General features: G+C 71.7%; 18 protein-coding genes. 8 read left to right on the top strand and 10 right to left on the bottom strand.

Going from position 1 to position 20,241, the window contains the following annotated elements; genetic code table 11:
* Positions 1-27 precede the first annotated feature (27 nt).
* Genes BJ963_RS00885 through BJ963_RS00865 form a run of 5 tightly spaced genes read left to right on the top strand, consistent with a single transcriptional unit; the run spans position 28 to position 5,541 of the window.
* Complete coding sequence (locus tag BJ963_RS00885) at positions 28-1,284, top strand: DUF7847 domain-containing protein (RefSeq protein ID WP_179453938.1); 1,257 nt, start codon at positions 28-30, stop codon at positions 1,282-1,284.
* Positions 1,263-1,922, top strand: coding sequence for a DUF4129 domain-containing protein (locus tag BJ963_RS00880; protein ID WP_179453936.1), 660 nt, complete (start codon positions 1,263-1,265; stop codon positions 1,920-1,922). The genes BJ963_RS00885 and BJ963_RS00880 overlap by 22 nt, the downstream gene beginning before the upstream one ends.
* A complete protein-coding gene (locus BJ963_RS00875; protein WP_343037203.1) occupies positions 1,919-3,193 on the top strand; it encodes a DUF4350 domain-containing protein in 1,275 nt (424 codons plus the stop codon). The genes BJ963_RS00880 and BJ963_RS00875 overlap by 4 nt, the downstream gene beginning before the upstream one ends.
* Positions 3,194-4,201, top strand: a complete 1,008-nt coding sequence (locus BJ963_RS00870) for an AAA family ATPase (protein WP_179453934.1) — start codon at positions 3,194-3,196, stop codon at positions 4,199-4,201.
* 8 nt (positions 4,202-4,209) lie between these two features.
* Positions 4,210-5,541, top strand: coding sequence for a DUF58 domain-containing protein (locus tag BJ963_RS00865; RefSeq protein ID WP_089913183.1), 1,332 nt, complete (start codon positions 4,210-4,212; stop codon positions 5,539-5,541).
* Between the two features lie 20 nt (positions 5,542-5,561).
* Here the strand turns inward: BJ963_RS00865 and BJ963_RS00860 are convergent, their stop codons facing one another.
* Complete coding sequence (locus tag BJ963_RS00860) at positions 5,562-6,557, bottom strand: stage II sporulation protein M (protein ID WP_179453932.1); 996 nt, start codon at positions 6,555-6,557, stop codon at positions 5,562-5,564.
* 17 nt (positions 6,558-6,574) lie between these two features.
* Between BJ963_RS00860 and BJ963_RS00855 the strand changes: the two genes are divergently transcribed.
* Positions 6,575-7,414: an RDD family protein gene (locus BJ963_RS00855; protein ID WP_179453930.1), complete on the top strand. Its 840-nt coding sequence runs from the start codon at positions 6,575-6,577 to the stop codon at positions 7,412-7,414.
* A gap of 53 nt (positions 7,415-7,467) precedes the next feature.
* On the top strand, positions 7,468-8,148 hold the full coding sequence (locus BJ963_RS00850; RefSeq protein ID WP_179453928.1) for a cyclase family protein: 681 nt from the start codon (positions 7,468-7,470) through the stop codon (positions 8,146-8,148).
* 23 nt (positions 8,149-8,171) lie between these two features.
* Here BJ963_RS00850 and BJ963_RS00845 read toward each other — a convergent pair whose 3' ends face one another.
* Genes BJ963_RS00845 through BJ963_RS00830 form a run of 4 tightly spaced genes read right to left on the bottom strand, consistent with a single transcriptional unit; the run spans position 8,172 to position 11,907 of the window.
* On the bottom strand, positions 8,172-8,723 hold the full coding sequence (locus tag BJ963_RS00845; RefSeq protein ID WP_179453926.1) for a GNAT family N-acetyltransferase: 552 nt from the start codon (positions 8,721-8,723) through the stop codon (positions 8,172-8,174).
* The gene (gene ahcY, locus BJ963_RS00840) at positions 8,723-10,201 is read right to left on the bottom strand and encodes an adenosylhomocysteinase (protein WP_179453924.1); all 1,479 of its coding nucleotides are present in this window, start codon (positions 10,199-10,201) and stop codon (positions 8,723-8,725) included. The genes BJ963_RS00845 and ahcY overlap by 1 nt, the downstream gene beginning before the upstream one ends.
* A gap of 47 nt (positions 10,202-10,248) precedes the next feature.
* On the bottom strand, positions 10,249-11,670 hold the full coding sequence (locus BJ963_RS00835) for a phosphomannomutase/phosphoglucomutase (protein WP_179453922.1): 1,422 nt from the start codon (positions 11,668-11,670) through the stop codon (positions 10,249-10,251).
* 27 nt (positions 11,671-11,697) lie between these two features.
* Positions 11,698-11,907: a DUF3499 family protein gene (locus BJ963_RS00830; RefSeq protein ID WP_089913204.1), complete on the bottom strand. Its 210-nt coding sequence runs from the start codon at positions 11,905-11,907 to the stop codon at positions 11,698-11,700.
* 42 nt (positions 11,908-11,949) lie between these two features.
* Between BJ963_RS00830 and BJ963_RS00825 the strand changes: the two genes are divergently transcribed.
* Entirely contained in the window at positions 11,950-12,393 is a 444-nt protein-coding gene (locus BJ963_RS00825; protein ID WP_179453920.1) for a metallopeptidase family protein, read from the top strand.
* A 25-nt stretch (positions 12,394-12,418) separates the two neighbouring features.
* Here the strand turns inward: BJ963_RS00825 and BJ963_RS00820 are convergent, their stop codons facing one another.
* The 5 genes from BJ963_RS00820 to BJ963_RS00800 form a co-directional block, all read right to left on the bottom strand.
* The gene (locus tag BJ963_RS00820; protein ID WP_179453918.1) at positions 12,419-13,855 is read right to left on the bottom strand and encodes a DUF5719 family protein; all 1,437 of its coding nucleotides are present in this window, start codon (positions 13,853-13,855) and stop codon (positions 12,419-12,421) included.
* Positions 13,848-17,141 carry a glycosyltransferase gene (locus BJ963_RS00815; RefSeq protein WP_179453916.1) on the bottom strand — a complete coding sequence of 1,098 codons (3,294 nt, stop codon included), beginning with the start codon at positions 17,139-17,141 and terminating at the stop codon, positions 13,848-13,850. Before BJ963_RS00815 ends, BJ963_RS00820 begins: the two co-directional genes overlap by 8 nt.
* Positions 17,142-17,214: 73 nt before the next feature.
* Positions 17,215-17,538: a WhiB family transcriptional regulator gene (locus tag BJ963_RS00810; RefSeq protein WP_089913217.1), complete on the bottom strand. Its 324-nt coding sequence runs from the start codon at positions 17,536-17,538 to the stop codon at positions 17,215-17,217.
* Between the two features lie 186 nt (positions 17,539-17,724).
* The gene (gene galE, locus BJ963_RS00805; RefSeq protein ID WP_179453914.1) at positions 17,725-18,687 is read right to left on the bottom strand and encodes a UDP-glucose 4-epimerase GalE; all 963 of its coding nucleotides are present in this window, start codon (positions 18,685-18,687) and stop codon (positions 17,725-17,727) included.
* Positions 18,688-18,977: 290 nt separating this feature from the next.
* Entirely contained in the window at positions 18,978-20,156 is a 1,179-nt protein-coding gene (locus BJ963_RS00800; protein ID WP_179453912.1) for an acyl-CoA dehydrogenase family protein, read from the bottom strand.
* Positions 20,157-20,241: the final 85 nt, after the last annotated feature.

The following is a 20,241-nucleotide window of genomic DNA, read 5'->3' as shown; positions in this document are numbered from 1 at the left end:
CAACGCACGGGGGACGAGAGGGACGGCGTGAGCGACGAACAGAACTGGCAGGCGCCCGGCTCGAGCGGGCCCGCGCCGGAGGGCGCGCCCTCCCCGCAGCAGTACGGGCAGCAGCAGCCTCCGCAGTACGGGCAGTACGGCCAGCAGCCGGGCTGGCAGCAGTCCTCCCCGCAGGGCGGCACGCAGCCGGCGTGGACTCCCCCGCCGAAGCCCGGTCTGATCCCGCTGCGGCCGTTGACGCTCGGTCCGCTGCTCGCCGCACCGTTCCAGGCACTCCGACGCAATCCGCGGATCACCGTCGGCGCGGCTCTTCTGCTGCAGGGCATCCCGTCCATCGTGGTCAGCGTGGTGATCGCCGGGGGTATCGGTCTGCTGGCCGGCCGTGTCTTCTCGGGCGAGGCCCAGGACCAGCCGACGCTCCAGGCCGGATTCATCGGCGGCACGATTCTGCTCGGCGTGCTCTCGATCGTCATCTCCACCGTGTTCAGCGCCCTGCTGCAGGGTGTCATCGTCGGCGATATCGCTCGCGAATCCCTCGGAGAGAAGCTGACCTTCCGCGCGCTGTGGCAGCTCGTCCGCGGGCGGATCGGCGCGCTCATCGGCTGGACGCTGCTGTACGCCCTCGCCTGGATCGTCGCCATCGCCCTGGTCGTCGCCGTCGTCGTCGCCCTCGCCGCGATCGGAGGGACGGCCGGAGCGATCGGAGCGGTGCTGGTGGGAGTGATCGGCGGCCTCGCCCTGATCCCCCTTGCCTTCTGGATCAACACCAAGCTCGCGATGGTGCCGAGCGTGATCGTGCTGGAGCGACTGCCCCTGACGCAGGCGGTCGCGCGGTCGTGGCGGCTCACCACCGGCTATTTCTGGCGGACGCTGGGCATCATCCTGCTGGTCGGCGTCATCGTCTATGCCATCACGCAGACGGTCGCCATCCCGTTCGGCATCATCGGCGGCCTGGCGGGCGGCGTGTTCGCCCCGACCTCGGCGACCTCGGCCGATCCGATGCAGGAGGTGCTCGTCACCCAGCTCAGCGTCAACGTGCTCTCGAGCATCGTCACGTCGATCATCGGGGCGATCGGCAGCGTCATCCAGACGGCCGCCGTGGCGCTGCTCTACATCGACCTCCGGATGCGCAAGGAGGGCCTCGACCTCCAGCTCGTGCGCTTCGTCGAAGGCCGGCAGACCGGTCAGGACCTCCCCGACCCGTACCTTCCGCCGACTGAGCGGCCGCAGCAGACGTACCAGCCCCCGCAGCCACCCGCGGGATGGCCGACCGCCAGACCGTGATCCGCTTCGACGTCCCGGTCGACCCCAGCTCGCCGGAAGCGCAGGACTGGCTGCGCGGAGAATTGTCGCGCCCGGAGTACCAGTCGGCGAAGCCCACCTGGTTCGATCTCGCCTCCAAGGCGGTTCAGGACTGGATCGGCTCGCTGTTCCAGGGCCCGGGCGGCGATGCCGCCCCCGTTCTCCTGCTGGTCGTCGTCGTAGTGATCGCCGGCCTCATCGTCGCCGCGTTCTTCCTCTTCGGCCGGCCCCGGATCAATCGACGGTCCGCTCTGGACCGCCGCGCGCTGTTCGGCGCCGACGAGGCACGCAGCGCCGCCGACCTCCGGGCTTCGGCCGAGCAGGCGGCACGGCAGGGCGACTGGGTGACCGCCGTCGAAGAACAGTTCCGTGCGATCGCCGTCTCGCTCGATGAGCGCACCCTCGTCCACGTGACACCCGGCACGACGGCGAACGAGTTCGCGCTGCAGACCGCCCGGATCGCGACCGACGAGAGCGAGGCGCTGCGTCGGGCAGCACGCGCGTTCGACGAGGTGCGCTACCTCGACCGGCCCGGCAGCGAGAGCGCGTATCAGCATCTGGTCGCGCTGGATCAGCGACTGCAGCGGGTGCGCGTCTCCGTGCCGGCGGTGACCGCGTGAGCGCCCCGGCCCCCGTCCGCGGACCGGACACGCTGGGCGAAGCGCGCCCCGGTCCCGCGGTTCCGACGGCGCAGACCCCGACCGTCCGGCAGACCGCGCGGCGGGCCGTCCCCTGGATCGTGCTCGCGCTGATCGCCGTGGTGATCGCGCTCGGCGGCTCGCTGCTCACCGGCGGCCGTGTCGGGCCGGGGACCACCCTCGATGCGACCAATGCGGCCCCCGCGGGAGCCAAGGCGGTCGCCCAGGTCCTGCGCAGCCAGGGGGTCGACGTACGGACGGTGTCCACTATCGGCCGCGCCACCGCGGCGGCCGCCGATGGCGCGACCGTGCTGGTCTACGACCCGCTGGGCAACCTGACCTCCGACGGCTATCGCGCCCTCACCGGAGAGGGACGGACCCTGGTGGTGGTCGAGCCGGACTTCGAGGCGCTGCAGACCCTCGACCGTGACGTGACGGCCGCGGGCGCCCCGCGCGGAACGGCGAGCGCCGGCTGCACCGTTCCTGCGGCCGAACGCGCCGAGCGGATCGACCCCCGAGCGACGACCGCCACGGAGGACATCGCTCTGCCCGGCACCTTCCGGGTGTCCGACGACGCGGCGACCTGCTTCGCCGACGCCGGTGGACGCGCCTCGCTCGTGCGCACCTCCTTCAACGCCTCCCCCGTCTATCTGCTCGGGTCGGCGGCCGTGCTGACCAACGACGGCGTCGACCGTCTCGGCAACGCGGCTCTCGCGCTCAACCTGCTCGGCGGCCACCGCACCCTGGTGTGGTACCTGCCGTCGCTCGACGACCGCCCGGTGAGCGGGCCGCCGGACATCGCCCAGCTGACGCCCGGCTGGGTGACCCCGGTGATGCTGCTCCTCGTCGCCGTGTTCGTGGCGGCGGCGATCTGGCGCGGACGCCGCTTCGGCCCGCTCGTCGTCGAGAACCTGCCGGTGATCGTCCGCGCCGGCGAGACGCGGGAGGGCCGGGCGCGGCTCTACCAGCGGTCGTCGGCGCGGCTCCGAGCGGCCGACGCGCTGCGCGTCGGCACCATCGGCCGGCTCTCCGCCCTGGCCGGCCTGCCGACGACCGCCACCGTCGCCGAGGTCGCCGAGGCGGTCGCCGCACTCACGCGCCGCGACCGGCTGGCCGTCCGCGACGTGCTGGTGGAGCGCATCCCCCAGACCGACCGCGACCTGGTCGCGCTCTCCGACGATCTCGCGGAGCTCGAGAGAGCCACCGCCTCCGCCGTTTCGCCCTCTGCAGGGCCCGACCGGAAGAATGGATGAATGACAGACGTCACGACGGGGACGGCGTCCCCCTCCTCCCCCGGCGCACCCGCTGACGCGGCGCGCCTCCGCTCCGCTCTCGCCGCCGTGCGGACGGAGGTCGGAAAGGCGGTCGTCGGCCAGGACGGCGCGGTCACCGGCCTCATGATCGCCCTGCTGGCGCGCGGCCACGTTCTGCTCGAGGGCGTGCCCGGCGTGGCGAAGACCCTGCTGGTCCGATCGCTCAGCCAGGCGCTCAGCCTCGACACCAAGCGCGTCCAGTTCACCCCCGACCTGATGCCGGGCGACGTCACCGGTTCGCTGGTCTACGACGCCCAGACCGGCGGCTTCGTGTTCCGCGAAGGACCTGTGTTCACGAACATCCTGCTCGCGGACGAGATCAACCGGACGCCGCCGAAGACCCAGTCCGCGCTGCTCGAGGCGATGGAGGAGCGCCAGGTGAGCGTCGACGGCGTCAGCCGCCGCCTGCCGGACCCGTTCATCGTGGCCGCGACGCAGAACCCGATCGAGTACGAGGGCACGTACTCGCTCCCGGAGGCGCAGCTCGACCGGTTCCTGCTCAAGCTCACGCTCGATGTCCCGGAACGGGACACCGAGGTGGAGGTGCTCCGCCGTCACGCCGCCGGGTTCAACCCGCGCGACCTCGCCGCCGCCGGCGTGACGCCGGTCCTCGGCGCCGCGGAGCTGCAGGCCGCTCGTGAGTCGGCGGCCCGCGTCGGCGCGAACGCCGATGTGCTGGCCTACATCGTCGACCTCGCGCGCGCCACCCGGCGCAGCCCGTCCGTGCGCCTCGGCGTGAGCCCGCGCGGCACCACCGCTCTTCTGGCCGCCGCCAAGGCGTGGGCCTGGCTTTCGGGCTACGACTCGATCACCCCTGACCACGTGCAGGCGATGCTGGTGCCCGTGTGGCGGCACCGCATCCAGCTCCGGCCCGAGGCCGAGCTCGAAGGCGTCGGCGCTGACGCGATCCTGCGGTCGATCGTGCAGCAGGTCCAGGTACCGATCTAAGTCCCGACATGACCGTATCCGGACGTTTCGTCGCCCTGCTCGCGCTCGGCGTGCTCCCTGTCGTGCTCCTCGGCGCTGCGACGGGGACGGCGTACGCCGTGCTCGGCGGATGGCTGGTGCTGTGCGTTCTGCTCGGGTTGCTCGATCTCCTGCTGGCCGCCTCCCCGCGCGCTGTCGCGCTCGAGCGCACCGTGCCCGCCCGCGTGCGGCTCGGCGCCGAGGCCCCCACGGAGCTCTTCGTGACGAACACCGGCCGGCGGACGCTGCGCGGGACGGTCCGCGACGCGTGGGAGCCATCGGCCGCCGCCGAGCCGACGCGGACCGGGGTGGACATCCCGCCCGGCGAGCGACGCCGTCTCGTCGCGTCGCTCCGCCCATGGCGCCGCGGCGAGCGCCGGGTGACGAACGTGACGGTCCGATCGTGGGGTCCGCTGCACCTCTGGGCACGACAGGCGACCCTCGACGCTCCGGGACGCATCCGCGTCCTCCCGCCGTTCACCGCCCGGAAGCACCTGCCGTCGCGGCTGGCACGGCTTCAGGAGCTGGAGGGCACGACGAGCGTCCTGCTCCGCGGCCAGGGTACGGAGTTCGACTCGCTGCGCGAGTACGTGCGCGGCGACGACGTGCGATCCATCGACTGGCGTGCGACGGCCCGGCGCCACGATCCGTCCGGTGGGCGCGGCGCCCGTGTCATGGTGCGCACCTGGCGTCCGGAGCGGGACCGCCGGGTGATCGTCGTCATCGACTCCGGCCGCACCTCCGCCGCCCGCGTGGCCGACGAGCCGCGCATCGACACCGCCTTCGAATCGGCCCTCCTCCTCGCGGCGCTCGCCTCGCGCGCGGGCGACCGCGTCGATCTGCTCGCCTACGACCGCATGGTGCGCGGGCGCGTGCACGGGGCGACCGGTCCGGAGCTGCTGTCGCGGATGGTGGATGCGATGGCCGTGATCGAGCCCGCGCTGATCGAGATGGACTGGTCCGCCATCCCCGCCAACGTGTCCTCGCTGACGTCGCAGCGTTCGCTCGTCGTCCTGCTGACCTCCATCGAGTCCCCCGGCGGCTCCCGTGGTCTGCTCTCCGTGCTCCCGCAGCTCACGGCGAAGCACCTGGTGGTCGTGGCGAGCGTGACGGATCCGGACACGCTCGCGGCCACGGCTCAGCGGCGCGACCGCACCGAGGTGTACCGCGCTGCGGCGGCGGAACGGTCACTGCTCGATGTCAGCCGCGTCGCCGCGGCGGTCAGGCGCCTCGGCGGAGACGTCGTCACCGGCTCCCCTGCCGATCTCCCGCCTGCGCTGGCCGATCGCTACCTGGCCCTGAAGGCGGCGGGACGGCTCTGAGCCGCACGTGTGACCCGCCCTCAGGCGGCGACGATGCGGCGCGCGCCCGCCTCGAACTCCTCGAGGTCGCCGGTCTCGCCCGCACGCACCGCGCGCCGGCCCAGCACCAGCATGTAGGCGAGGAAGGCGGCGAGCGCGAGGGCGCCGATGCCGATCTTCGCCCAGACCGGCAGCCCGGACGGTGTCACGAAGCCCTCGATGAGTCCCGAGACGAAGAGCGAGATCGCGCACCCGACGGCGACCGCGAAGAGAGCGCGGCCGTCCTCCGCCAGCGCCTGTCCGCGGGTGCGTGCGCCCGGGGCGATCCAGGCCCAGAAGATGCGCAGGCCCGCCGCGGCGGCCACGAAGACGCTCGTGAGCTCGAGCAGCCCGTGCGGGAGGATGTACGAGAACATCACGTCGCCGCGCCCGTAGGCGAACATCACGCCCGCCGCGGTGCCGACGCCGACGGCGTTCTGGATGAGCACGTACGGCACGTACAGGCCGGTGATCCCGAAGGCGATGCACTGCGCCGCGATCCACGCGTTGTTGGTCCACACCTGTCCGGCGAACGACGCCGCGGGGTTGTTGGAGTAGTAGTCGATGAAGTCGTGTTCGACGTACTTCCGGAGGTTCGCGTCGTCACCCAGGTTGCGCAGGACATCCGGGTTGCCGGTGATCCACAGCGCGTACAGGGTGGCGATCACGATCGTGGCGACCGCCACACCGAGCACGATCCACCGCAGCCGGTAGAGCGCTGCGGGCAGCTGCAGCACGAAGAAGCGCGGCAGCTGGGCGAACAGGTTCGCTCCGGCGCCGGTGAACCGCAACCGGGCGGACGACAGCGCGAGCGAGAGCCGGTCGCCCGCCGCGGTCGAGCCTGCGCTCGTCTGGATGGCCGAGAGGTCGGCCGCTCCGGACTGGTAGAGGTCGATCAGGCGGTCCGTCTCCGGGCCGTCGAGGCGTCGCTTCGACGCCAGCCGGGAGAGCTCCTCCCAGTCGGCGCTGCGTGCGGCGGTGTAAGCGTCGAGGTCCATCTGCTTAGATGATATCTATGATGCAGGCCGGGGCGGGGAACGGGTCTCAGGACGACCGGGAGCTGATCACCGGCGAGGCCGTCGCGCTCGACGTGAAGCCCGCCAGCTACATCCTCCGGGCCGCGGGCACCATCATCGACTGGCTCACCTACCTGCTCGTCATGTTCGGGTGCATCATGCTGCTCGTCTCCACGGGCGCCGGGCTCGACGAGGCCATCGCCCGGGCCCTCGTCATCCTCATCCTGGTGTTCGGGATGGTCGTCCTGCCCACGACGGTCGAACTGCTGTCGCGCGGCCGGTCCCTCGGCAAGCTGGCAGTCGGGGCACGGATCGTCCGCGACGACGGCGGCGCGACCGGGTTCCGCCACGCGTTCATCCGCGCCCTGGTCGGCGTGCTCGAGATCTTCCTGACGTTCGGATCGATCGCCGCGCTGACCGGGCTCCTCAACAGCCGGTCGAAGCGCCTCGGCGACCTGCTCGCGGGCACATACAGCCAGCTGGTTCGCGTGCCACGGCCGCAGCCGCTCCCCCTCTACCTGGCGCCGCACCTGACCGCCTGGGCGGCCACAGCGGATGTGGCACGCCTCCCCGACCGGCTCTCGCGCCGCATCGCCCAGTTCGTGCGCCAGGCGCCCGACCTCACCCCGGCGGCCCGGCACGGCTTGAGCACCGAGCTCGCCCGCGAGGCGGCCCCGTACGTCTCGCCGCTGCCCCCGGTCGATGCCGAGACCTTCCTCGTCGCCGTGGCCGTGCTGCGTCGCGACCGCGACGCCCGCGGCTTGGCGCTCGAGAAGCAGCGCCTGGACCGGCTGGAGCCGGTGCTCGGCGCCCTGCCGCACGGTTTCCCCGACCGCTGACCGGCGAACCACGCGATCCTCTCTGCCCACCGCCCACTCCGATCGGAGAGCGCATGCCGCACCACCGCCGCATCGTCGACCTCAGCCACCGCATCCGCGCCGGCCTCGTGACCTATCCCGGCCTCCCGGCGCCCACGATCGAGCCGCACCTCACGCGCGAGGCGTCCCGGCAGCTGTACGCCCCGGGGACCGAGTTCGCGATGGACGTCATCACCCTGATCGGGAACACCGGCACGTACCTCGACAGCCCCTTCCACCGCTACGCGGACGGACCGGACCTCGCCGGTCTCGACCTCGAGACTCTGGTCGGTCTGCCCGCGGAGGTCATCCGTCTGACCGGGCGCGGGGAGCGCGGCATCCCGGTGTCGGCTCTGGAAGGACGCACGGAACCGGGCGGCGCCGTCCTGCTGCACACCGGCTGGGACGAGCACTTCGGGACGCCCGCCTACGCCACCGGCTCGCCCTACCTCACCGAGGAGGGCGCCCGGATGCTGGCCGACGCCGGTGTCGCGCTGGTCGGAATCGACGCGCTCAACATCGACGACACCGAGTCGGGCGGCAGCCGGCCGGCGCACAGCATCCTGCTGGCCGCGGGCGTCCACGTCGTCGAGCACCTCACGGGGCTCGCCGGGGTGCCGGAGCACGGAGCGCTGTTCACGGCGGCCCCTCCGGCGATCGAAGGATTCGGGACCTTTCCGGTGCGCGCCTACGCGGAGCTGCCGGCCGCAGACTGACGGCGGCGCTGACGCGCCGGCGGTCAGTCGTGCAGGATGCGCTGGAACAGGACGTGGTCCTGCCAGCGGCCGGCGATGTTGAGGTAGTTCGGGGCGACCCCGATGCGCTCGAACCCGGCACGGGTCAGCACCGACTGCGACGCATGGTTGGCGAGCAGCGTCGCCGCCTGCAGGCGGTGGAGGCCGTAGTCGTCGCGCGCGGCATCGACCAGGGTGATGAGCGCAGCGGAGGCGAGGCCCCGGCCCACGTGGTCGCGGTCGAGCCAGTACCCCACGTTCGCCGATTGGAACGCGCCGCGGACCAGCTGGCTGAGCGTGAACCCGCCGGCGATCTGGTCGCCCTCCGCGATCACCAGCGGGAGGGCCGCATCCATCTCGCGCAGCGCCAGCAGCTCGCGGGTTTGGGCGAGCTGTCCCGCCTCGGTGAAGAAGTCCTCGGTGCGGGTCGGGTCCCACGGGGCGAGGTGGCCGCGGTTGCGCTGGTAGGCGGCGGCGAGCGCACCGGCGTCCTGCTCTCTCCGCACCCGGAGGATCAGGCCGCCGGGGAGCTCCCGGTCGGCGAAGTCGAGGGCCATCAGTAGCGGTAGTGGTCGACCTTGTACGGTCCGTCGACCGGGACGCCGATGTAGGCGGCCTGCTCGTCGGTGAGCGTCGTCAGCTCGACCCCGAGCGCGTCGAGGTGCAGACGCGCGACCTTCTCGTCGAGGTGCTTGGGGAGCACGTAGACGCCGACCGGGTAGTTCTCCGGCGACACGTAGAGCTCGAGCTGGGCGAGCACCTGGTTGGTGAAGGAGTTGCTCATCACGAAGCTGGGGTGGCCGGTCGCGTTCCCGAGGTTCATCAGGCGCCCTTCGGAGAGGACGAGGATGCTGCGGCCGGTGGGGAGGCGCCACTCGTGCACCTGGGGCTTGATCTCGACCTTCTCCGCACCGGGGAGCGCCTCGAGCGACGCCATGTCGATCTCGTTGTCGAAGTGGCCGACATTGGCGACGACGGCGAGGTGCTTGAGGCCGAGCAGGTGGTCGAGCGTGACGACGTTCACGTTGCCCGTGCCGGTGACGAGGATGTCGACCTGGTCGATCACCGACTCCAGCCGGGCGACCTGGTAGCCGTCCATGGCGGCCTGGAGCGCGTTGATCGGGTCCACCTCGCTGACGATGACGCGCGCGCCCTGTCCGCGCAGCGCCTCAGCGGCGCCCTTGCCCACGTCTCCGTAGCCGGCGACGAAGGCGACCTTGCCGCCGATGAGCACGTCCGTCGCGCGGTTCAGGCCGTCCGGCAGGGAGTGGCGGATGCCGTACTTGTTGTCGAACTTGCTCTTGGTGACCGAGTCGTTGACGTTGATCGCCGGGAACAGCAGCCCGCCCTCCTTGGCCAGCTCGTACAGCCGGTGGACGCCCGTGGTGGTCTCCTCGGTGACACCGAGGATGTCGGAGGCGATGCGGGTCCAGCGGTCCGTCGATGCGGCGAGCGACTCGCGCAGGGCGGCCAGGATGACGCGGTACTCGTGGCTGTCGGAGGCAGCGTCGTCGGGCACGGCTCCCGCGAGCTCGAACTCGCGCCCCTTGTGGACGAGCAGGGTCGCGTCGCCGCCGTCGTCGAGGATGAGGTTCGGGCCGAGGTAGTCGGCTCCGTCGGCGGCGGCCTCGGCCGACCAGTCGAAGATCTGCTGGGTGCACCACCAGTACTCCTCCAGCGTCTCGCCCTTCCAGGCGAACACGGGAACGCCGGCGGGCGCGCCGGGGGTGCCGGTCGGCCCGACCGCGATCGCGGCAGCGGCCTCGTCCTGCGTGGAGAAGATGTTGCAGCTCGCCCAGCGCACGCGGGCGCCGAGAGCCACCAGGGTCTCGATCAGCACAGCTGTCTGCACGGTCATGTGCAGCGAGCCGGCGATGCGCGCTCCGGCGAGCGGCTTCGCGTCGCCGAACTCGGCACGGAGGGCCATCAGGCCGGGCATCTCGTTCTCGGCGAGGCGGATCTGGTGGCGTCCCGCGGCGGCGAGGGAGAGGTCGGCGACCTTGAACGGCAGGGCGGTTGTGGCGCTAGCTGGCATGGGCTCTATTGTGGCATGCCCTCCCCGTTCTGAGCCGGGCATGACGCTCAGCCGCGGATGAGCGCGAGCACCTCGTCGCGGATGCGCGCCATGGTGGCCTGGTCGGCCGCCTCGACGTTGAGCCGCAGCAGCGGCTCCGTGTTGGATGGACGCACCGAGAACCACCAGAACGGCTCGTCCTGCGCCACGCGGCCGGTGACGGTGAGGCCGTCCAGCTCGTCGAAGTCGGCGCGCGGCGTGAAGGCCTCGACGATCCGCGTGAACGCGGCAGGGACGTCGTCCACGGTCGAGTTGATCTCTCCCGACATCGCGTACGGGGTGTAGCGGGCGGAGAGCTCGGACAGCGGGCGGTCCTGCGCGCCGAACTCGGCGAGCAGGTGCATCGCCGCGAGCATCCCGTTGTCGGCGCTCCAGAAGTCGCGGAAGTAGTAGTGCGCCGAGTGCTCGCCGCCGAACACGGCCCCGGAGCGGCGCATCGCATCCTTGATCAGGGTGTGGCCGACGCGCGTCCGCAGCGGAACGGCACCCGCCGCCTCGATGGTCTCCGGCACGATGTTCGAGGTGATGAGGTTGTGGATGACCGTGATCTCCGCGTCCGGGTCCTCCGCGCGGGCACGCGCGATCTCCCGCACGGCGACGATCGCGGCGACGGCCGACGGAGTGACGGCGGACCCGCGCTCGTCCACGACGAAGCAGCGGTCGGCGTCGCCGTCGAAGGCGAGTCCCAGGTCGGCCCCGTGCTCGACGACCGCGCGCTGCAGGTCGACGATGTTCTTCGGCTCGAGCGGGTTGGCCTCGTGGTTGGGGAAGGTCCCGTCGAGCTCGAAGTAGAGCGGGATGACCGTGATGGGCAGCGCGGGGAGCCCGGCGGCTTCTCCGAGGACCGCGGGGACGGTCAGCCCGCCCATCCCGTTGCCCGCGTCGACGACGACCGTGATCGGCCGGATGCCGCTGAGGTCGACGAGCGAGCGGAGGTACGCGACGTAGCGCTCCAGCACATCCTCTTCGCGGAAGGTCCCCGGACGCTCCACGGCGGGGATGCCGTCGCGCAGGTACTCGGCGGCCCGGTCGCGGACGGCGCCGAGGCCCGTGTCCATGCTCAGGCCCTGCGCACCGGCCCGGGACAGCTTGATTCCGTTGTAGGTCGCCGGGTTGTGGCTCGCGGTGAACATCGCGGCGGGCGCCTGCAGGTAACCGGAGGCGAAGTAGGACTCGTCGGTGGAGCACAGCCCGATCGAGACGACGTCGGCCCCGCGGGTCTGCGCGCCGCGCGCGAACGCCGCAGCGAAAGCCGGAGAGGAGTCGCGCATGTCGTGGCCGACGATGACGTCGGTCCCCGCGGCCTGCACCTCGTCGACGAACCCCGCGGCGATGGCCTCGACGACCTCCTCCGTGAGGTCCTTCCCGACCAGTCCACGGATGTCGTAGGTCTTGACGACGGACTGCAGGCGCGGGTCGGTGATGCTCATGGCCCCTAACCTACCGCGACGACCGCCTCACGCGTCGGTGACGCTGACGTGACGGACGATCTGCCAACCCTGGGGAGCGGAGAGGCGCTCCGCGTGGATCGCGCACAGGTCGTAGGAGTGCGGTTCGTGCTTCAGGCTGAGGGGTCCGAGCACGGCCATCGAGTCGGCATAGACGTAGGTGAGCGTTTGCACGGCGTCGCGCGGACACGCGACACGGGAACACGGGCGGCTCAACATCGGGCTCAGACTACCCGACAGCGTCCGACGTAGGATGGCGACATGCCCCGCAACCGCCGCACCAGCAGTCAGACCCCGGCGACCAGCCGCTGGCGGAGCAGGCACGGCCGGGGCGCACGGGGGCCGGTGACCGGCCCGCACCTCCCGATGCTGCAGAACCGGATCGACTTCTTCGACATGACGGTCGCGTCCACCGCCGACTACCTCAAGGGCGTCTGGCCGGAGGAGCTGGCGAACGTCCACTTCGAGGTCGCGGCGACCCCCATCGGCAACTCGGGCGCCGACGGCGTCGACCGGTGGCGCGTGGATGCGGCCCGCAGGCGGATCGTGCTGTACCGGGTGCCCATCCAGCGTCTGACCAAGCTGCACCACGACGACGAGCTGCACCGGCGCATGTACATCGAGGGATGCGTCTTCCGCGCCGTCGCCGAGCTTCTCGGCAAGGACCCGTGGGACCTCGCGCCAGACCGGTACCGGCACTTCTGACCGGCGGCGGCCCTCCGCGCCTACGTCAGTTCGGGTAGACCGTGATCGGCGCGGCGAGCGGTCCGGGCGGGCTGAGCGCGAAACTGCTCGCGCGACCGTCCGCCGCGAAGCTGACGCTGCCCCGCAGCCCGTCGGCACCCGTGATGCCGTAGGCGCCGGGGCCGAGACGGGCGTGCGATCCCCCTTCAGCGGGAACCACGATCTTCGTCGGCGTGCCTCCCGGACGTGTGCGGGACACCGTGACCGTCGTGTCCGCTTCGCCGGCGTTGGCGAAGTGGATGGTCGCATCGGCCCCGGAGGGGATGGACGCCAGCAGGTCGTCCTGCAACTCCTGCGCCGACGCGAACCAGGTGAAATCGCGCGCCTTCGTACCGATCACAGAGGTGCGGACGGAGGCGACCACGGGAACGTTGGAGTTCACCGTCACCGTGTAGCTGCCGTCCTTGAGGTGATCGAGCGGGATCTCGGCGACCTGTCCGGCCTTGACCGTGGTCGCGTACGAGTTGCCGACGGCCGTCCCCGTCTCTCCGACGGCCCCGACGGTGACCTGCGCGTCGGCCTGCCCCGGGGCGAGCAACCGCACGACGGGGAAGGCGAACCCTACGCCTTCGGCCGACTGCTCGCCCTGGATGGCGTCCGTGGAGGTAATCGTCACGCCGGGAACGATCTGCTGCCGCGCGGGACCGCCGGTCGGGCCGGCGAGCTCGGCCCCTCGCGGCTGGATGCCCTGTTCGAAGCTCTGCTGGAGCGTGGCGGCGACCTGGCCGCCGGTGGTCTGCACACGCACGACGGTCGCCGCCGCGGACGGGACGAGGCCGGCGAGCGGCACGACCTTCTGAGACCGAGCCGGGACGAGGATCCCCGCCGCACCGGGGGCGTCGACGGCCCCGGTCTCGGTGAAGACCGTCAGGTCGACGGTCGCGTCGACCTCGCTCGGGTTGCTCAGCAGCACGAGACTGGTCTGCCCGAGAGCCGTGGAGCCGGCGACCAGCCACGTATCGGCTGCGGGTTCCGCGCAGGCGGCGGCCGCCAGGCCGGCCAGATCGTCGGCGTCCGCGCTCTGCATCTGAGCGGCCGCGAAGAGGGGCGGCTTCGTCGCGTTCCGCGGAGTCGCGACGGAGGCGACCTGCGGAGCCTGATCCCGCGACGCCGTGTCCGCATCGGGCTTCAGGGAGGTGATGTCCACGTCCGCGTCGTCGGCGGCGGACGCGAAGGTGGGGGTGCCGACGGCGCTCGGGCGAGTGGCCTCTCCGGCGTCTGCCGCCAGCTGGAGGAGAGGGCCGGGGCAGACACGCTGCTGATCGGCGGGCACGGGGGTGACGGTCTGGGCGGGGGCCCCGATCGCGAAGTCCGGGAGGGGGAGCAGGGTCGCCCCCGCGACCGCCGCGACGGCGATGCCGACGCCGATCACCCCGCCGACCGCGCGGACGCCGATGCGGGCGAGGCCTCTGCGGTCAGCCACGGTCGCCTCCGTCGGAGGTTCGTCGGGGTCGGATGATGGTCTCCTCCAGTCCGTCTTCGAGCGTCGTCGGCGCGGGAGGCGTCGTCACACGCTCGACGTCCCGCTCGACAGGGCGATCGGTGTCGTGGACGCCGGGTTCGTCGAAGGGGGCGGCCGGGTCCTCGGCGGACGCCGGCGCATCCTCCGGACGCTCCGCGGCCGTCTCCGGCTCGGGTACCGGCTCGGCCTCGTCGACCGGCTCCGGCTCTGCGACCGGCTCGGACTCCGCGACCGGCTCGACCTCTGCGACCGGCTCGACTTCGGGGACGTCGTCGACCTCGGCGGACTCCACGACCGCCTCGTCGTCGGGCTCCGCCTCGTATTCGTCGAGGCTCTCGGCCGCCACGCCGTCGGCGACGGCCGGCTCCTCCGGCTCGTCGTCGGGCTCGACCGCGGTCTCGTCGTCGCGTCGCCGCTCCGGTCGGCGGGCGGACAGCTCCGACACCCGGTCGGCGGACCGGGTGGTGGGGATGGCCATCAGCACGGTGACACCGATGACGATGCCCTGGACGAGCAGCACGAGCACGCGCCAGATGCCGCCGGCGTCGGCCGGGATCTGCGCGGCGGCCGGGAGATCGGAGGTCCCGCGGTCGAACGCCCAGAGCCGGCCGGAGGAGGTGATGCCCACGGGCGCGAGCAGGGGGTTCGCATCCATCGCGACGGCTGCGCGCGATCGTGTGGCGACGCCGGCGGCGTCGTCCTGACCAGGGAGGGCCGTCTCGGTGGGAGTCAGCAGGACGAAGTCGATTCCGAGACGTTTCAGCTGTGCGGAGGCGTCGTACCCGCTGCGCGAGGCGAGATTGCCGGCCAGCTGAGCGAGCGCCCGCTGGTCGGCTGTCATCGAGCGCTGGGTGTCGGCAAGCGTCGACTGGTCGTCGAGCGTCTGACCGCTCCCCCGCACGATCTCCGCGCGGATGCCGCCCTGTCCTTGCGGGACGATGCGCAGCGTCCCGGTGCGCGGCTGGGTCGCCGCCTTCGCCGTGACAACGGCGGGCATGGTGCGGCCGTCGCTCTCCTGGACGTCGGAATGGCCGGTGAGGGTGGCGATTCCGACCGGAACAATCGCGACGGTCAGTGTGACGATCGCGACCCACGCCGGGTAGACGGCGGCACGTCCGACGGCGGACAGGGCCAGCACGGCCGCGGCGATCAGCCCCAGCCAGTACAGGCTCACCGCGCTGCCCGGCCAGATCGGCACGACGGTCGCACCCGAGACGGCGATCTGCACATGGAGGGCGGCGACGGCCGTCAGGAAGCCGGCGAGGGCGACGAGCAGGGCGACGATCGCGCGGACCGTCCCCCGCAGGAACAGCGCGAGGATGGCCAGCACGCCGAGGGGCGCCAGCAGGATCGGGACGATCAGGCTGGCCGACGCCGAAGGAAGATGCAGCGACGTGGCGAGCGCGTGCCAGCCGCCGAGGGCGCCGTCCGGGAAGCCGAGCGCGAGCTGCCAGGCCGGCGTCTGGCGTGCATCCAGCGGAACGCCGGGATCCGCGAAGATCGACAGCCACGCTCCCCGTGCTCCCTGCTGCCAGACGAGCGGCGCGAACAGCACGACGGCGGGCAACGGGATGAACGCGATCCGCGCGGCGCGACGGCCGGCGAAGACGATCGCGGCGATCCAGGCGATCACGAGAGCGGGGATGAGGACGGGCGCGCACGCGGCGGTCGCCGCTGCGAGCAGGGCCGTCGTGGCGCTGGCCGCCCACGAACGGCGAGCGGCCAGGCCGGCGAAGAACAGCCAGGGCAGCAGGATGTGCGCGAGCACGGCCGATGGGCGCCCGCCCTGCAGCGCCACCAGCAGGGTCGGCGCGAGGGCGTAGGCCAGAGCGGCGAAGGCGCGCAGGGTGGCGCGGGTCGTCAGCCGCGCTGCCGCCAGCCAGGCTCCGAGCGCCGCGAGCGGGACGGCGAGGACCCAGAGCAGGACGAGCGACTGCGACGGCTGCCAGAAGGTGAGCGTTCCGAGCACGGCGAGCACCGCAGAGAACGGGTCGGCGGCGCCCACGAAGCCGAGGCCGGCGTCGCGCCAGCCGTACCCGAGGTTCGCCCACAGCTGGCCGACCGAGGTGTCGAGCGGGAGGAGTCCGCCTCCCGCGAGCGCGCCAGAGCCGATCAGCGGGAAGAACAGGGCGACGCCGACGAGGAGCGCGGCGAGCACCGCCCATCCACCGCCCGTCCCGAAGAAGTCGAGGTCCTGCTTCTCGCCCTGCTGGCGCACCATCGCGGCTTCGCGTTTGAGGGCACGCGCGCGGCGAACTTCGGGGAAGGGGATGCGCAGCGGAGCCACCGCCGCCCAGCCCACCTCGCGTGCGGATGCGAGCCTGCGGCGGGCGCTGCCCACCGCCATGCCGGAGAACGCGACCCGGAAGGCGGCGCCGAGTTCTCCGCCGACGGAGCCGGGCTCCTTGCGCAGCAGGCGTACGAGCCCGCGCAGGATGCCGAGGGGCACCAGGGTCAGCCAGTGCAGCGGGACGGCCCAGCCGGGAGCGTAGGCCATCCGGCGGTGCAGCTGGGCTCTGCGGCGCTCCCCCGAGAGACGGCGGCGCACGGTCCACTTGGACGACAGGTTCGGGCCCGCGACACCGTCGCCCGCGATGGCGACGCGCGCCTGGGCGACGAGGGTGACGCGGAACCCGGCGAGGCGGGCCCGCGTGCAGAAGTCGAGGCCGTCGTCCACGGTCGGGAGGGCCGGGTCGAAGCCGTCGAGCCGCTCCCAGAGCGCCTGCCGGACGAGCATCCCGGCGCTCGAGACGGCCAGAACATCGCTGAGGCCGTCGTGCTGCGCCTGATCGAGCTCGTTCTCGACGAGAGGAACCGAGGCGCCGAACGGCGTCATCGCCTCGCCGAACTCGCGGATGAGCGCCGGGTCGTCCCAGTCCACCAGCTTGGGTCCGACCACGGCGACAGAGGGCGACACCTCGAGAGCGGCGAGCAGCGCCTCCAGCGCCTGCGGCTCCGGAGCGGTGTCCTGCGCCAGGAGCCAGAGGAGCTGCCCGGCGTCGGATGCGGGGGGAAGGACGCGGACGGCGGTGGCGACGGCCGCACCGAACGGCAGCTTCTCCGGCACGCTGAGCAACTGGGTGGGCCGGGACTCGGCGAGCAGGCGCGCAGCGTCGTCCGACGTCGCACAGTCGACGGCGATCACGGCGTCCGGTCGACGGGTCTGCTCCGCGAGGGCGTCGAGAGTGCGCTGCAGGCGGGGGCCGCCGCTGTGGGCGACGACGATGGCGGTGACTCTCGGATACATCGCCAGTCAGCCTAGGTCGGCCTCGCGCCGATCCCGTCTTTGGGTCGGGCGCGGCGTGGTTTCGGCGGCCGGGTCAGACGGCGCGCTTGCGGAGCTTGCGGCGCTCGCGCTCGGAGAGTCCGCCCCAGATCCCGAAGCGCTCGTCGTTGGCGAGGGCGTACTCGAGGCACTGCGAGCGCACCTCGCAGGAGGTGCAGATGCGCTTCGCGTCGCGGGTGGAGCCGCCCTTCTCCGGGAAGAACGCCTCCGGATCCGTCTGGGCGCACAGAGCGTCGGTCTGCCACGCGAGCGGATTGTCGTCTTCGACCTCCGCCGGACGGACGCCCGGGACCCCGAGCCGGACCGGGTCGATGAACCAGTCGTCGGGTACCCCAGAACGATATTCAGGAACTGGCATATCGGTCTCCCCACCCATGAACTGCTGAAACACGAGATTCCCGCGTTGCCCTAATTACACCGTTGTCATTCGCTCACGTCAAGTCGCGAATCGTAAAGCCTTGACCGCTGGTCGAGAGTTCGCGACGCGCCGGAGAACGACAACAATCCCGACACGCCCGGTTGACGGGTGTGCCGGGGAGCGGTGTCAGGACGCCGCCTGGCGTGCTTCCCAGGCGCTGCGCACCATGTCCTCGAGCGAGTGGCGCATCTTCCAGTCGAGATCGCGGGATGCGAGCTCTCCGGATGCCACGATCCTCGCGGGATCCCCCGCCCGTCGAGGCCCCACTTCTGGGGTGAAGGCGATTCCCGTCACCTCGGCGACGGTCGCCATGATCTGCCCGACGGAGACGCCGTCGCCACTCCCGAGGTTGTAGACCGGCTCGATCGTGTCGTGCGCGTCGAGGCGCTTCGCGGCGGCGACGTGGGAGACGGCGAGGTCGGCGACGTGGATGTAGTCGCGCACGCAGGTGCCGTCCGGCGTCGGATAGTCGTCCCCGTTGATGCGCGGCGTTCGCCCGGCGACCAGTGCGTCGAACACCAGCGGGAACAGGTTGTGCGGGCTGGTGTCGCGCAGGCTCGGATCGCCCGATCCGACCACGTTGAAGTAGCGCAAAGAGGTGTGCCGCAGACCGGCTGCGACGCCCTGGTCGCGAAGCAGCCACTCCCCGATCAGCTTCGACTCCCCGTAGGGCGACTCGGGGTTCTTCGGCGTGGTCTCGGTGACGATGTCGACGTCCGGCGTCCCGTAGACGGCCGCGGAGGAGCTGAACACGATGGCGTCGACGCCCGCGTCCTGCATCGCCCCCAGCAGCACCGCGGTCGCCGTCACGTTCTGCTCGTAGGTGTGCAGCGGACGCTGGACGGAGACGCCCGCGTACTTGAAGCCGGCGACGTGCACGACACCGCTGACGGTGTTCTCGGCGAAGATGCGCGCGAGCAGCTCGGCGTCGAGGATGGTGCCCCGGTAGAACGGAACATCCTCCGGGACGAACTCCTCATGACCGCTCGACAGGTCGTCGACGACGATGACGTCGATCCCCTCGTCGCGGAACGCCCGCACGACGTGCGCTCCGATGTAGCCTGCGCCTCCGGTCACCAACCACGCCACGGGGGTCCTCCTCGTTCCTCATCCGGCCTTCGCCCACCCTATCGGCCGGAGAAACGGAGGCTTTCCCGGCCCGCCTCCCGCCGCTGTCCTCCCTTGCCCGACCATCCCCGGCGTGTCGAGCGCGACATCCTCCCTTTCAGCGCAGCGGGAGATGCGAGTTCGCTCGTGCCGACTCGCGGAAAAAAGGGAGGTGAAGAGGGACGATAACCGCCTCAATGTTCAGGAAGGGAGGAGTCCGGCGCGCGTGTGGGAGGGACGTCCTCCGTTTCCGACGGAGGACGTGGAGGGGCTCAGACGAACGCGGCCTGCCCGGTGATCGCCCGGCCGACGATGAGCGTGTTCATCTCGCGCGTGCCCTCGTAGGAGTAGAGCGCCTCGGCGTCGGCGAAGAACCGCGCGACGTCGTAGTCGAGCACGATGCCGTTGCCGCCGAGGGCCTCGCGGCACCAGGCGACCGTCTCGCGCATGCGTGCCGTCGCGAAGGCCTTCGCCAGGGCGGAGTGCTCGTCACGCTGCTCGCCGTCGTCGAGCATCTGCGAGACGCGGGTGCACAGGCCGATCGACGCGGTGATGTTCCCGAGCGACTTCACCAGGAGGTCCTGGATCAGCTGGTGGGAGGCGATCGGCTTGCCGAACTGGACGCGCTCCTTCGTGTAGCGCAGCGCGGCCTCGTAGGCGCCGACCGCGACGCCGACCGCGGCCCAGGCGACCTCGGCGCGGGTGAGGCGGAGGACGCGGGCCGTGTCCTTGAAGCTGTTCGCGTTCTGCAGCCGGAGCGACTCGGGCACGACGACGTTCTCGAGCGTGATGTCGGCGTTCTGCACGATGCGGAGGGACTGCTTCCCCTCGATCTTCGTCGCCGTGTAGCCCGGGGTCGAGGTGGGGACGATGAAGCCCTTGACCTGACCGTCCTCCGCGCTCTTCGCCCAGATCACGGTGATGTCGCTGAAGGTGGCGTTGCCGATCCAGCGCTTCGAGCCGTTCAGGATCCAGGTGCCGCCGTCGCGCGTCGCCACGGTCTTGAGCCCCTGCGCCGAGTCGGAGCCGGACGTGGGCTCCGTCAGCCCGAACGCTCCGAGCACTTCGCCGCTCGCCAGCTTGGGCAGCCACTCCGCCCGCTGCTCGTCCGAGCCGCAGACGCCGACCGCACCGAGCGCGAGGCCGTTCTGCACGCCGACATAGGTGCTCACCGACGCGTCGACCCTGGCCAGCTCCAGCGCGACCCAGCCGCGGAACACCGCCGAGTTCTCGAACGGGGCGGTCTCCGGGAAACCGAGGCCGATCGCGCCGTTGCGGTGCAGCACGTCGATGATCTGGTGCGGGAACTCCGCCTTCTCCCAGTACTCGTTGACGATCGGCTTCACCTCGGACTCCAGCTGTGCGCGCAGGGTGGTGATGAAGTCCTTCTCCCGGTCGGAGAGGAGGGTCTCGAAGCCGTAGAAGTCGCCGGCGATGGTCTCGAAGGGCATGTGTGCTCCAGTGCGTCCACAGGGATGGTCGGGCCGCCGCCAGCCTAAGGACCCGGCACGGCGCGGACAAAGCGATTGGTAGTTT

Source organism: Leifsonia soli (assembly GCF_013408745.1).
GTDB lineage: Bacteria > Actinomycetota > Actinomycetes > Actinomycetales > Microbacteriaceae > Leifsonia > Leifsonia soli.
This window is presented reverse-complemented; position numbering and strand designations above follow the sequence as displayed.

Bases quoted from the DNA above. Each gene is read 5' to 3' on its own strand.
- BJ963_RS00880 (WP_179453936.1), top strand. From the start codon at position 1,263: ATGGCCGACCGCCAGACCGTGATCCGCTTCGACGTCCCGGTCGACCCC.
- BJ963_RS00870 (WP_179453934.1), top strand. From the start codon at position 3,194: ATGACAGACGTCACGACGGGGACGGCGTCCCCCTCCTCCCCCGGCGCA.
- BJ963_RS00865 (WP_089913183.1), top strand. From the start codon at position 4,210: ATGACCGTATCCGGACGTTTCGTCGCCCTGCTCGCGCTCGGCGTGCTC.
- BJ963_RS00860 (WP_179453932.1), bottom strand. From the start codon at position 6,557: ATGGACCTCGACGCTTACACCGCCGCACGCAGCGCCGACTGGGAGGAG.
- BJ963_RS00855 (WP_179453930.1), top strand. From the start codon at position 6,575: ATGATGCAGGCCGGGGCGGGGAACGGGTCTCAGGACGACCGGGAGCTG.
- BJ963_RS00850 (WP_179453928.1), top strand. From the start codon at position 7,468: ATGCCGCACCACCGCCGCATCGTCGACCTCAGCCACCGCATCCGCGCC.
- BJ963_RS00845 (WP_179453926.1), bottom strand. From the start codon at position 8,723: ATGGCCCTCGACTTCGCCGACCGGGAGCTCCCCGGCGGCCTGATCCTC.
- ahcY (WP_179453924.1), bottom strand. From the start codon at position 10,201: ATGCCAGCTAGCGCCACAACCGCCCTGCCGTTCAAGGTCGCCGACCTC.
- BJ963_RS00835 (WP_179453922.1), bottom strand. From the start codon at position 11,670: ATGAGCATCACCGACCCGCGCCTGCAGTCCGTCGTCAAGACCTACGAC.
- BJ963_RS00830 (WP_089913204.1), bottom strand. From the start codon at position 11,907: ATGTTGAGCCGCCCGTGTTCCCGTGTCGCGTGTCCGCGCGACGCCGTG.
- BJ963_RS00825 (WP_179453920.1), top strand. From the start codon at position 11,950: ATGCCCCGCAACCGCCGCACCAGCAGTCAGACCCCGGCGACCAGCCGC.
- BJ963_RS00815 (WP_179453916.1), bottom strand. From the start codon at position 17,141: ATGTATCCGAGAGTCACCGCCATCGTCGTCGCCCACAGCGGCGGCCCC.
- BJ963_RS00810 (WP_089913217.1), bottom strand. From the start codon at position 17,538: ATGCCAGTTCCTGAATATCGTTCTGGGGTACCCGACGACTGGTTCATC.
- BJ963_RS00800 (WP_179453912.1), bottom strand. From the start codon at position 20,156: ATGCCCTTCGAGACCATCGCCGGCGACTTCTACGGCTTCGAGACCCTC.